General features: G+C 53.9%; 10 protein-coding genes. All 10 read right to left on the bottom strand.

The features are described 5' to 3' along the window. Positions 1 to 81 precede the first annotated feature (81 nt). Complete coding sequence (gene accA / locus A8O29_RS18680) at positions 82 to 1,041, bottom strand: acetyl-CoA carboxylase carboxyl transferase subunit alpha (RefSeq protein WP_125352705.1); 960 nt, start codon at positions 1,039 to 1,041, stop codon at positions 82 to 84. Positions 1,042 to 1,053: 12 nt separating this feature from the next. Then, positions 1,054 to 4,536 (bottom strand): DNA polymerase III subunit alpha, encoded by a 3,483-nt coding sequence (gene dnaE / locus A8O29_RS18685; RefSeq protein WP_125352703.1) that lies wholly within the window; start codon positions 4,534 to 4,536, stop codon positions 1,054 to 1,056. Positions 4,537 to 4,559: 23 nt separating this feature from the next. Then, on the bottom strand, positions 4,560 to 5,156 hold the full coding sequence (gene rnhB, locus A8O29_RS18690; RefSeq protein WP_110510852.1) for a ribonuclease HII: 597 nt from the start codon (positions 5,154 to 5,156) through the stop codon (positions 4,560 to 4,562). Then, positions 5,153 to 6,298, bottom strand: a complete 1,146-nt coding sequence (gene lpxB, locus A8O29_RS18695; RefSeq protein ID WP_125352701.1) for a lipid-A-disaccharide synthase — start codon at positions 6,296 to 6,298, stop codon at positions 5,153 to 5,155. The genes rnhB and lpxB overlap by 4 nt, the downstream gene beginning before the upstream one ends. Further along, positions 6,298 to 7,086 (bottom strand): acyl-ACP--UDP-N-acetylglucosamine O-acyltransferase, encoded by a 789-nt coding sequence (gene lpxA, locus A8O29_RS18700; protein WP_110510850.1) that lies wholly within the window; start codon positions 7,084 to 7,086, stop codon positions 6,298 to 6,300. The genes lpxB and lpxA overlap by 1 nt, the downstream gene beginning before the upstream one ends. Before the next feature lie 3 nt (positions 7,087 to 7,089). After that, positions 7,090 to 7,545, bottom strand: a complete 456-nt coding sequence (gene fabZ, locus A8O29_RS18705; protein ID WP_110510849.1) for a 3-hydroxyacyl-ACP dehydratase FabZ — start codon at positions 7,543 to 7,545, stop codon at positions 7,090 to 7,092. Between the two features lie 102 nt (positions 7,546 to 7,647). Then, entirely contained in the window at positions 7,648 to 8,673 is a 1,026-nt protein-coding gene (gene lpxD / locus A8O29_RS18710) for a UDP-3-O-(3-hydroxymyristoyl)glucosamine N-acyltransferase (protein ID WP_125352699.1), read from the bottom strand. Between the two features lie 3 nt (positions 8,674 to 8,676). Beyond that, complete coding sequence (skp, locus tag A8O29_RS18715) at positions 8,677 to 9,171, bottom strand: molecular chaperone Skp (RefSeq protein WP_110510847.1); 495 nt, start codon at positions 9,169 to 9,171, stop codon at positions 8,677 to 8,679. 124 nt (positions 9,172 to 9,295) lie between these two features. Beyond that, positions 9,296 to 11,701: an outer membrane protein assembly factor BamA gene (gene bamA / locus A8O29_RS18720; RefSeq protein ID WP_110510846.1), complete on the bottom strand. Its 2,406-nt coding sequence runs from the start codon at positions 11,699 to 11,701 to the stop codon at positions 9,296 to 9,298. A gap of 30 nt (positions 11,702 to 11,731) precedes the next feature. Continuing rightward, the gene (gene rseP / locus A8O29_RS18725; RefSeq protein WP_125352697.1) at positions 11,732 to 13,084 is read right to left on the bottom strand and encodes a sigma E protease regulator RseP; all 1,353 of its coding nucleotides are present in this window, start codon (positions 13,082 to 13,084) and stop codon (positions 11,732 to 11,734) included. Positions 13,085 to 13,087 lie beyond the last annotated feature (3 nt).

A 13,087-nucleotide genomic window follows, 5' to 3' on the forward strand; every position in this document is an offset into this window, starting at 1 on the left:
CTGTGCTAATCATAGCGCAGCTGAACCGCAGGTATAAAAAAAGCCACACAGTGTGTGGCTTTTTCGGAGCACTCTATACGCTTACGCGTAGCCGTAGCTCATCAGGCGCTGGTAGCGACGGTTGAGCAGGTCTTCGGTGCTCAACACGTCCAGATCTTCCAGATCGGCCAACAGCTGGGCTTTCAGGCTGGCAGCCATCACTTCCGGCTTACGATGCGCGCCACCCAGTGGTTCCGGGATAACGGTATCGATAAGCTTCAGCTCTTTCAGACGCGGGGCGATAATGCCCATCGCTTCAGCAGCCAATGGCGCTTTGTCAGCGCTTTTCCACAGAATGGAGGCGCAGCCTTCCGGAGAGATAACGGAATAGGTGCTGTACTGCAGCATATTCACTTTATCGCCCACACCGATTGCCAGCGCACCACCGGAACCGCCTTCACCGATGACGGTGCAGATAACCGGCACCTTCAGGCGAGACATTTCACGCAGGTTGCGGGCGATCGCCTCAGACTGACCGCGCTCTTCCGCGCCCACGCCAGGGTATGCGCCCGGGGTGTCGATGAAGGTCACGATTGGCATCTTAAAGCGTTCAGCCATTTCCATCAGGCGTAGCGCTTTGCGGTAGCCTTCCGGAGCCGGCATACCGAAGTTGCGGCGAATTTTCTCTTTGGTTTCACGGCCTTTCTGATGGCCAATGACCATCACCGGGCGCCCTTCCAGACGTGCGATACCGCCGACGATAGCTTTGTCGTCGGCATAGGCACGATCGCCCGCCAGCTCGTCAAACTCATCGAACGCCAGGCGCAGATAATCCAGGGTATATGGGCGCTGCGGATGGCGTGCCAGCTGGGCCACTTGCCATGCACCAAGATCGGCGAAGATTTTACGTGTCAGTTCTACGCTTTTTTCACGCAGACGATGCACTTCTTCGTCGATGTTAATATCCAGTTTTTCATCCTGACGGCCCACGGCGGTCAGAGAATCGATTTTCGCTTCCAGCTCTGCAATCGGCTGTTCGAAATCAAGGAAATTCAGACTCATAGTATTCCTGTATTAGTCAAACTCCAGTTCCACCTGCTCCGACCCAATGAGGCCACGCAACTCGTTCAGTAAACGGTCGCTCGGAGAAACACGCCAGGTCGCGCCAAAACGCAGCCGTGCGCGTGCATCCGCCCTCTGATAGTAGAGATGTACTGGAATTGTCCCCGAACGATGGGGTTCCAGAGACTGACGGAGACGGTTTAAAAGCTGGTCATCAATTTGCCTGTCCGTCAGCGAGATAGCAAGCCCGCGAGCATATTTTTCCCGGGCTTCGTCAATGTCCATAACTTCACGGGCGGTCATTTTAAGCCCCCCGCTGAAGTCATCAAAGCTGACCTGTCCGCTGACGATAAGTATGCGGTCTTTTTCCAGCAAATGCTGGTATTTATCCAGCGCGTCGGTGAACAACATCACCTCCAGCCGCCCGGAACGGTCATCCAGCGTACAGATGCCGATACGATTGCCTCGCTTGGTGACCATTACCCGCGAAGCAATCACGAGCCCCGCCGCCGTAGTCACTTTACCACGATCGGTCGGATGCATGTCTTTAAGCCTCAGGCCGCCGACATAGCGCTCAATTTCTCTGAGAGACTGGGTGATCGGGTGGCCGGTCAGGTATAAGCCCAACGTTTCCCGTTCGCCATCCAGTACAATTTGTTCCGGCCACGGCTGGCAGCTGGCGTAGGATTGTTCCACCTGCTCCGGCTCATCGGCCAGAACGCCAAACATATCCGCCTGGCCAATCGCTTCGGCTTTGGCATGCTGATCTGCCGCTTTTAATGCGTCAGGAAGCGAGTTTGCCAGCGCCGCGCGGTGCGGCCCGAGGCGATCAAACGCCCCAGACATAATCAGTTTTTCCAGCACGCGTTTGTTGAGCTTTTTGGTGTCTACGCGGGCGCAGAGGTCAAACAGCTCGCGGAAATAACCGCCTTCATTACGTGCTTCAAGAATCGCTTCAATCGGGCCTTCGCCGACGCCTTTAATCGCGCCGATCCCGTATACGATTTCCCCTTCGTCATTGACGTGGAAATGATACAGCCCGGAGTTGATATCCGGCGGCAGAATTTTCAGCCCCATGCGCCAGCATTCATCCACCAGCCCGACGACTTTCTCGGTGTTATCCATATCGGCCGTCATGACCGCCGCCATAAACTCAGCCGGATAGTGCGCCTTCAGCCACAGCGTCTGGTAAGAGACCAGCGCGTAGGCCGCGGAGTGCGATTTGTTAAAGCCGTACCCGGCGAACTTTTCCACCAGGTCGAAGATTTTCATCGACAGTTCGCCGTCGACGCCGTTGTTTATGGCGCCTTCTTCGAAAGTGCCACGCTGCTTGGCCATCTCTTCGGGCTTTTTCTTACCCATCGCACGACGCAGCATATCCGCGCCGCCGAGGGTATAACCCGACAGTACCTGGGCAATCTGCATAACCTGTTCCTGATACAGGATAATGCCGTAAGTCGGCTCCAGTACGGGTTTCAGGCTTTCATGCTGCCATTGTACGTCAGGATATGAAATCTCTTCGCGCCCGTGCTTACGGTCGATAAAGTTATCTACCATGCCGGACTGCAGCGGCCCCGGACGGAACAGGGCCACCAGGGCAATCATATCTTCGAAACAGTCGGGCTGCAGACGCTTAATCAGGTCTTTCATGCCGCGGGATTCGAGCTGGAACACAGCGGTGGTTTCCGAGCGTTGCAGCATGTCGAAGCTTTTCTTATCTTCCAGCGGGATAGCGGCGATATCAATCGGCTCTAAGCCCTGCTTCGCCCGACGCGGGTTGATCATCTTCAACGCCCAGTCGATGATCGTCAGCGTTCGCAGCCCCAGGAAGTCAAACTTCACCAGACCGGCGTATTCCACGTCGTTTTTATCGAACTGAGTTACCGGATGAAGCCCGGATTCATCGCAGTACAGCGGGGCAAAGTCGGTAATTTTGGTCGGCGCGATAACCACGCCCCCGGCGTGCTTACCGGCGTTACGGGTGACCCCTTCGAGCTGACGGGCCATGTCGATCAGCCCGCGAACCTCTTCATCTGCCTCGTAGATTTCCGGCAGCTGTGGTTCAGCTTCAAAGGCTTTGGCAAGCGTCATGCCCGGGTCAGGCGGTACCAGTTTGGAGATTCTATCGACGAAACCGTACGGGTGACCGAGCACGCGGCCCACGTCGCGGATAACCGCTTTCGCCGCCATCGTACCGAAGGTAATAATCTGCGAGACCGCGTCACGACCGTACATTTCCGCCACGTGTTCGATGACCTGGTCGCGTTTCTCCATACAGAAGTCAACGTCGAAGTCAGGCATCGATACACGTTCCGGGTTAAGGAAACGTTCGAACAGCAGGTCGAATTCCAGCGGATCGAGGTCGGTAATGCTCAGCGCGTACGCCACCAGCGAGCCGGCACCGGAACCACGTCCTGGGCCTACCGGCACGCCGTTATCCTTCGACCACTGGATAAATTCCATAACGATAAGGAAGTAGCCCGGGAACCCCATCTGGTTGATAACCTGGAGTTCGATGTCCAGACGCTCATCGTACGGCGGGCGTTTTTCTGCGCGGACGGCCGGGTCCGGGAACAGGAATTCAAGACGATCTTCCAGACCTTCTTTCGATTTTAGGACGAGGAAATCTTCGGTGGTCATATCCCCGGTCGGGAACTGCGGCAGGAAATATTCCCCGAGACGGACGGTGACGTTACAGCGTTTAGCGATTTCAACGGTGTTGGCCAGCGCTTCCGGAATATCGGAAAACAGCTCGCACATCTCGTCTTCGTTACGCATGTACTGCTGCGCCGAATAGTTACGCGGGCGCTTAGGATCGTCGAGCGTGAAACCATCGTGAATGGCGACGCGAATTTCATGCGCGTCGAAGTCGCTGGCATCAATAAAACGCACGTCGTTGGTTGCCACGACGGGTAAACCACGCTCTTCAGCCAGTTTTACCGCCGCGTGCAGGTAGTTTTCTTCATCCTGGCGACCGGTACGGATCAGTTCCAGATAGTAGCGATCCGGGAAATGCTCTTCGTAGAACGCAGCACACTGTTCGGCCAGCGCCATGTTGCCGCGCAACAGCGCCCGGCCCACATCGCCCATTCTTGCGCCAGACAGCAGGATCAGCCCTTCTTTCTGCTCGACCAGCCAGTCCCTGTCGATATACGGCCCTTGTGCACCGTACCCGCGCTGATAGGCGCGCGAAATCAGCAACGTTAGATTCTGGTAGCCTTCGTTGTTGGTGGCAATGACCGTCAGCTGCGTCAGCTCATCGGCAAACAGCTCGCTTTGAACGTGGAAATCCGCACCGATAATCGGCTTCAGACCGGCTCCGTGTCCCGCGCCGTAGAACTTCACCAGACCGCAAAGATTGGTGAAATCGGTGATCGCCAGCGCAGGCATGCCGAGCGCGGCCGCCTTTTTCACCAGCGGCCCGGTCTTCGCCAGCCCATCAATCATGGAGTAGTCGCTATGCACCCGCAGGTGTACGAAACGTGGTTCAGCCATCTTCAGAATCCCGCTTTACTTATTCAGGCAATGCCCAGAGCGCGTTTAACAGGCCCGAAACTGCGCCGGTGGTGTTCGGTGGCGCCATGCAGAGCCAGCTTTTCCAGATGGAAAGCCGTAGGATATCCCTTATGCTGCGCGAAGCCATATTCGGGGAAGGTGATGTCCAGCGCGGCCATTTCCGCATCGCGGGACACTTTCGCCAGAATCGATGCAGCACTGATTTCCGCCACCCGGCTGTCGCCTTTGACGACCGCCAATGACGGTACCGGCAGCGCCGGACAGCGATTGCCATCGATCAGCACGTATTCCGGTGAAATATGCAGGCCTGCTACGGCGCGCTGCATCGCCAGCATTGTGGCATGCAGAATGTTGAGTTCGTCGATTTCGTGCGGCTCTGCACGACCCAGGCTCCAGCTTAGCGCCTTCTCCTTGATTTCATCGAACAGCGCCAGGCGGCGTTTTTCACTCAATTTTTTGGAATCATTCAGACCGATAATCGGCCGGGCCGGATCGAGGATCACCGCAGCGGTAACCACTGCGCCCACTAACGGACCGCGGCCCACTTCGTCGACACCCGCCACCAAATGGGTGTGCGGATAGATAAAGATGTCTGTCATTGTGCCAGCTCCAGCACCGCGTTGGCTGCCTGCTCGTCGGCATTGCAGCGAATCTGCTGGTGTAGTTCACGGAAGGTATCATGCATCGCGTGGCTGGTTTTGCCATCCGCCAGCAACGGCTGCAGTGCTTTTGCGAGCAGCTCAGGCTGACACTCATCCTGCAGGAGTTCTTTCACCAGTTCCCGGCCTGCCAGCAAGTTAGGCAGCGACACGTAGTCGGTTTTCACCAGTCGCTTCGCCAACCAGAAGGTGAACGGCTTCATGCGATAACCAACAACCATCGGGCATTTCGCCAGCATGCATTCCAGTGCCGCCGTGCCTGAGGCCAGCAGCGCAGCATCGCTGGCAATCATCGCTTCACGACCCATACCGTTGAGCATGTGGACGTTCAGGTCGGGCGCCACTTCTGCTTTGATACGCTCAAACTGCTCACGGCGTTTGGCGTTCACCAGCGGCACGACCACTTCCAGATCGGGATAGTGATTGCGCAGCAGCTGTGCGGTTTTCAGGAAGTCGGCACTGAGCATTTCCACTTCTGCACCGCGACTGCCCGGCAAAAGTGCCAGACAATGGACATCGTGGGCAATGCCCAGCGTGTCTCTTGCAGCGTTTTTATCAGGGTCCAACGGCATGGCATCTGCCATGGTGTGGCCAATAAAGCGGCAGGGAACATTAAATCGGTCATAAAACGCTTTTTCGAAAGGCAGAAATGCGAGCACCAAATCGGTGGCTCTGCCAATTTTGAAAACACGTTTTTGGCGCCAGGCCCAGACGGACGGGCTGACGTAATGAATAGTTTTGATGCCGTGTTTCTTCAGATTCCCTTCAAGGGTAATGTTGAAGTCAGGCGCATCAATGCCGACGAAAACATCCGGCTTGAGTTCGGTAAAACGACGGGTGAGATCGGCACGAATGTGCAGCAGACGACGCAGACGACCGAGGACTTCGACAATCCCCATCACCGCGAGCTCTTCCATTTCGTACCAGGCTTCACAGCCTTCAGCCTGCATTAATGGCCCGGCGACACCAACGAATCGGGCATTCGGCACCCGCGCTTTTAACGCGCGAATCAGACCGGCACCAAGAATATCGCCGGAGGTTTCTCCGGCGACCAGGGCAATCGTTAATGGACGTTCAGACATTAACGAATCAAACCACGCGTAGAGCGTTCGAAGAAGTCAGAGAACGCTTTCACTTCAGGGTGTTGCTCTGCAAGTTCAGCAATTTCTGGCTTGGCTTCTTCCAGCGTTTTACCGCTGCGGTACAGCACTTTATACGCATTGCGAATCGCAATGATCGCTTCTCTGCTGAAACCACGGCGCTTCAGCCCTTCGATGTTTACACCGTAAGGCGTGGCGTGGTTGCCCTGTGCGATGACGTACGGCGGGACGTCCTGAGCGACGCCGGAGCAGCCGCCAACCATCACGTGTGCACCAATGGTGCAGAACTGATGGACAGCCGTCATGCCGCCGACAATCACAAAGTCGTCCAGTGATACGTGACCTGCCAGCGTTGCGTTGTTGGCAAGGATACAGCGATCGCCGACTGTGCAATCATGCGCCACGTGGGCGTTGATCATCAGCAGGTTGTCGCTGCCTACCTTCGTCAATCCGCCGCCCTGTACTGTGCCACGATGAATGGTGACGCTTTCGCGGATGCGGTTGCGATCGCCAATCTCCACACGAGTCGGTTCGCCAGCGTATTTAAGATCCTGGTTAACTTCCCCGATGGAAGCAAACTGATAGATTTCATTGTCACGGCCAATAGTCGTATGACCGTTAACCACAACATGAGACTTCAGTACGGTTCCTTCGCCAATGCTGACGTCTGAACCTACAATACAAAACGGACCAATGTGCGCGTTGGCACCGATAACGGCGCCCTCTTCCACAATGGCAGTAGGATGGATAAAGGCAGTTTTATCAATCACGTATCAGGCCTCCCGGCTACGAGCACACATCATCGTCGCTTCGCAAACAACTTTACCGTCAACCATCGCCACGCCTTTAAAGCGGGTGAGGCCACGGCGAGTTTTCTCAAAGGTGACTTCCATGATCATCTGATCTCCAGGCACGACTGGACGCTTGAAGCGCGCTTCATCAATACCTGCGAAGTAGTAAAGTTCACCTGGTTCGAGTTTACCCACGCTCTTGAATGCCAGAATACCTGTGGCTTGCGCCATGGCTTCCAGAATCAGCACGCCTGGAAAAATCGGTTTGCCCGGAAAATGCCCCTGGAAAAATGGCTCATTCACGGTGACATTTTTAACTGCGCGCAGAAAACGACCTTCTTCAAAGTCCAGCACGCGATCAACCAGTAAGAACGGGTAACGGTGTGGCAGAAGTTCCAGAATCTCTTCAATGTGCAGAGTATGAGTGTCAGTAGTCAAAATACTCTTCCTGTCTAAATATACTGAAATGCAATAATAACACGGCCTGCCGGATTATAAGAAATCAGACAGGCCGGGAAGGTTGGCGCTTAGGGTGAGTCGTTAGTCTTGTTGACTGGTTTTACGCTCAAGAGCTTTGAGACGCTTGCTCATGTCATCAATATTCATCACCAGCGCAGCGGTTTTACGCCAGGCCTTATTCGGCTGCAGCGGAATTCCTGAGGAGTATACACCAGGCTCAGTGATTGGGCGCATAACCATACCCATTCCGGTCACTGTGACTTTGTCGCAGATTTCCATGTGGCCATTGATAACGCTTGCACCGCCGATCATGCAGTAACGGCCAATTTTCAGGCTGCCTGCCATGATAACCCCGCCAGCAACGGCGGTATTGTCACCAATGACCACGTTGTGCGCAATCTGACACTGGTTATCAATGATAACGCCATTGCCGATCACGGTATCGTCAAGCGCACCGCGATCGATAGTGGTGCAGGCACCGATCTCCACGCGATCGCCAATAATGACGCGGCCCAGTTGGGGGATCTTCACCCAGTTGCCACGATCATTGGCATAGCCGAAGCCGTCTGAACCGATAACAGTGCTGGATTGGATCAGGCAGTTTTCACCGATCGCAATTTCATGGTAAACGGAGACATTCGCCCACAGGCGCGTTCCGGCACCGATAGTGGTGTCTTTACCAATGAAACAACCCGCACCAATGCGGACGTTATCGCCGAGAACAACCCCGGATTCGATAACCGCATTTGCCCCGATAGAGACGTTTTGACCGAGTTTCGCAGTTGCATCAACCACTGCGCTCGGGGCGATATCCTGCGCCGGTTGCGGCGTGGAATCGAGAATTTGGGCCATACGGGCGTAAGTCAGGTAGGGATTCTTCACTACCAGCGCCGCGCTTTTGGCAAAAGGTAAGTCGTCCGCCGTCATCACAACAGCAGAGGCCTGGCACAGGGCCAGGTGTTCACGGTACTTAGGATTTACCATGAACGTAATATGTCCTGCTTTAGCGGATTGCATGGACGCAACAGCGGTGATGACGATATCGCCATCACCGTGTAATTCTGCATCCAACTGCTGAGCTAAATCAGCCAGTCGAATTGAAGGCATTACTTATTTAACCTGTTTCAGCACATCAGCGGTGATGTCTTTAACGTCACTGCTGTTGTAAGCAACGGTGTTTGCGTCAACAACCAGATCGATTTTCTGGTCAGCCGCTACGCTCTTCACTGCAGACTGGATACGAGTAACCAGTTTGCCACGTTCTTCGTTAGAACGACGGGCACGATCCTTCTCAAAAGCCTGAGCTTTCTGAGAGAACGCCTGGCGCTGAGACATGATGTCTTTTTCCATCTTGCTGCGTTCGCTCGCTTTCATGGTAGAGCCGTCACGCTGAAGACGCTGCATTTTGCTCTGCAGATCGGATTCTTGACGCTGCAGTTCGCTTGCACGACCTTTGAACTCGTTTTCCAGAGTCGCAGAAACACCTGTTTTCTGTGCAACCTGCTGGAACAAATCACCCATGTTAACAATTGCAATAGTATCTGCTGCTTGCGCAGACGCTGCCATTGCTAAACCCAGACCTGCAGCTAATAACCACTTTTTCACAATAAAACTCCTTACCATCCCATGAATGCCCGAAGGCACCGTTTTTTGCGAAGTCATGCAACCACGCGAGTGATCGTCAGATGTCATCGCGACTACTGCACTAGCATTCCTTTGCACAAAACAATTACCAGGTTTTACCAATGTTAAACTGGAACTGTTCTGCTTTGTCTCCATCGTACTTTTTGAACGGCTGGGCGTAGGAGAAGACCAACGGCCCCAATGGCGACATCCATTGTAATGCGATACCTGCAGACATACGGATATTGCCCGGGTCGCCGTAATCAGGCACCCCTGCGGCTTGCATCTGCGCAGTGTTTTCCCAGTTTGTATCCCAGACGGTACCGGCATCCCAGAAGAATGACGTACGGACTGAGTTAGCATATTTATCACTGATAAACGGCGTTGGAACAATCAGCTCAGCACTGGCCACGGCCATTGCGTTACCACCGACGGCGTCGTCAGATTTACACAAGGTTTCGTTATCGCAGTTATCCTGATTCGGGCCGTAGTACACCGCTTTAGGACCGATGTTGTTCGACTGGAAACCACGTACGGTGCTTGAACCACCGGCATAGAAGTTTTCATAGAATGGCAGTTCTTTGCCACCTAAACCATCACCGTAGCCCCAACGTGTACGACCCAACAGCACCCACTTGTGATCGTTATCGATCGGGAAGTAGGAAGCGGTATCGAGCGTCACTTTGTAGAACTCGTTATCGGAGCCTGGAATAGTGACTTTACCGTTCAGGTTAACGCGTGACCCGTCCGTCGGGAAGAACCCGCGGTCAAGGTGGTTATACGTCCAACCGTAGTTGAAGGTGAAGTCATCCGCAGAGAAGCTCGAATCGTCGTTGGTGGTGCTTGTACCCTGACCGATCGAATCCAGGTAGCGGTTCATGGCCACCTGCGGCTGCATGTTGGACAGGTCGTTATGCACGTAACCCAGACCCGCACGCAGCGTGTTGTATTCGTTAATCGGGAAGCCCAACGTTCCATCAAGGCCGTAGCTCTTGTTGGTGTACGAGGAGAGGTCCGCATCATCGGCTTTAAAGTCATTGTAGAAGATACGACCGCCGAGACTCACGCCATCAACCGTAAAGTACGGGTTGGTTACAGAGAACTCAGAGTAGGTCTGGTAGTCGTTCTTGGTACCGTTGATACCGACAGAGTAACCTGTACCCAGCCAGTTATCCTGCTGAACGCCGACCTGGAAGCTAATGCCGCTCTCGGTACCGTAACCAATACCGAAGTTGAAGCTACCGGTATTACGTTCTTTCACCTTGTAGACAACATCAACCTGGTCCGGACTACCCGGTACACGCTGCGTATCTACGTCAACGGTTTCGAAGTAACCCAGACGGTTCAGACGATCTTTACCTGAATCAACGAGGTCACTGCCAAGCCATGCGCCTTCCATCTGACGCATTTCGCGACGCAGGACCGCATCTTTGGAAGTATCGTTACCTTCAAAGCGAATCTTACGCACGTAGTAACGGTTACCCGCATCAACGCTCACGTGCAGCTTGACGGTTTTGTCAGCATCATTGATTTCAGGCTGTGACTGTACGCGTGGATAGGCGTAGCCGTAGCGACCCAGAAGTTTCTTGATGTTATCTTCCATTTTGGTCACTTTCGCACCGTTGTAGAGCGCACCTGGCTCTACTTTGGTCAGACTTTCAATCTCCGCAGAGTGGCCTGCCAGGTTTCCACTGACCTCAACGCCCGACAGCTTGTACTGATCGCCTTCGGTAATGTTGACGGTAATGTAGATACCTTTTTTATCCGGCGTCAGGCTGACCTGCGTGGAATCGATGTTGAAACGTGCGTAACCGCGATCCAGATAGTAGCTGCGCAGGGTTTCAAGGTCACCCGCCAGTTTCTGCTTCTGATATTTACGATCGCCGACGACGTTCCACCAAGGCACTTCGTCACGCAGCTGGAAGTTAGAGATCAGCTCATCGGTGCTAAACGCATGGTTACCGACGATGTTGATCTGTTGAATTTTGGCCGATACGCCTTCCTGGAAGACCAGTTTCAGGTCAACACGGTTACGCGGCAGCGGAGTAACAACGGCTTTAACGCTCGCGCTGTACTTACCGACGCTGTAATAGAAGTCTTCCAGTCCCTTCTCGATATCACCGAGAGTGGTACGGTCGAGAGATTCGCCAACGCGAACGCCAGAGGCTTCGAGGTTCTGTTTCAGCATGTCATCTTTCACCGATTTATTACCGGAGAAAGTGATGCTGGCAATCGTTGGGCGCTCTTTAACCTGCACCAACAACGTATCACCATCACGCAGAACACGAACATCCTCGAAGTTGCCAGTGGCAAACAGCGCACGGATGGTGTTACTGATGTCTTCATCAGTAACCGTATCGCCAGGACGAACTGGCATGCTGAGGAGGGCCGCACCAACAGCGACTCGCTGCAGGCCTTCGAAATGAATATCCTTCACTACGAATCCGTCAGCACCGTATACGGTCGCGCTGCCGAACAGCAGCGACGCTATGAGCAACTTTTTCATCGCCATCGTTATTATGCGTTCTTCCTAACACTCTCTCTACAACCGAGAGAAATCATTGAAAAGTGCAAGCCCCATTAACAGCACTAGCAATATTGAGCCAATGCGATAACTAAAGTCTTGAACTCGCTCGGATACCGGTCCGCCCTTCAGCTTTTCAATCGCCAGGAAGAGCAGATGACCCCCGTCTAAAACGGGTAGCGGGAACAGGTTGATAATGCCCAGATTCACACTGATGAGCGCAAGAAACATCAGATAGTAAATCAACCCAAACTCCGCTGACATCCCAGCCCCCTGAGCAATCGAAATTGGCCCACTGAGGTTGTTCAGTTTTACGTCACCGGTTATCAATTTCCCCAGCATCTGAACCGTCAACTTCATCAACTGCCAGGTTTTATCCGTGGCCTGAATGATGGCAGCAAACGGCCCGTACTGGCGCACTGTCTTATACTCATCGGGTAACGGGATGATTTTTGGAACCACACCCGCAAACCCTTCAGCTTTCCCTTTACCGGGCTTTGTATCTGGTATCAGCGTTAAAGACAAGGGACTCCCCTGTCTGTCTATCTCCAATCGCAGCGGCTTGCCGGGATTGTCTCGTACCAGAGTGACAAATGTCATCCACTGTGTGAGTGGCTGACCATCGACTTTAACGATCCTGTCGCCTGCTTGCAAACCTGCTTTGCGCGCGGCAGAGTCAATTTGCACTTCAGCCAGTACCGTCTCGACCTGTGCACCACGTGGTCGAATCCCCAGTGACGTGACGGGATCTTCCTTATCGGGCTCAAATGCCCAGTGGCGTAGATTGAGAATTTTATCCTGACGCTGCTGTGTTCCAAAAGGTGCAACAGTGAGCGTCGTTTTCTCATCGCCAATCTTTGTCACCAGCGCCAGACGGACTGCATCCCAATCAGGCGTTTCGATACCATCTACGGCTTTAAGTTCCGTGCCTGGTGCAATTTGTGCTTCTGCTGCAATCGAATTGGGCGCTATTTCACCAATAACCGGACGCACGCCAGGGACACCGATGATAAACACCAGCCAATAGGCGAAAATGGCAAAGATGAAATTGGCAACCGGACCGGCAGCAATAATAGCCGCACGCTGGCCAACGGTTTTATTGTTGAAGGCGTAGTGACGCATCTCCGGAGCAACCGGTTCGACGCGCTCATCCAGCATTTTGACGTAACCGCCCAGAGGGATAAGGGCGATAACATATTCGGTTCCCTGACGGTCGACGCGACGCCAGAGCGCTTTACCAAAACCAATGGAAAAGCGCTCCACACGTACGCCGCAGCGACGAGCAACCCAGAAATGACCAAATTCATGCACGGTGATTAATACACCCAGTGCAACAATGAATGCCGCCAGATTCCAGAGAATGCTCAGCATAAA

The organism is Scandinavium goeteborgense, from assembly GCF_003935895.2.
Taxonomy (GTDB): domain Bacteria; phylum Pseudomonadota; class Gammaproteobacteria; order Enterobacterales; family Enterobacteriaceae; genus Scandinavium; species Scandinavium goeteborgense.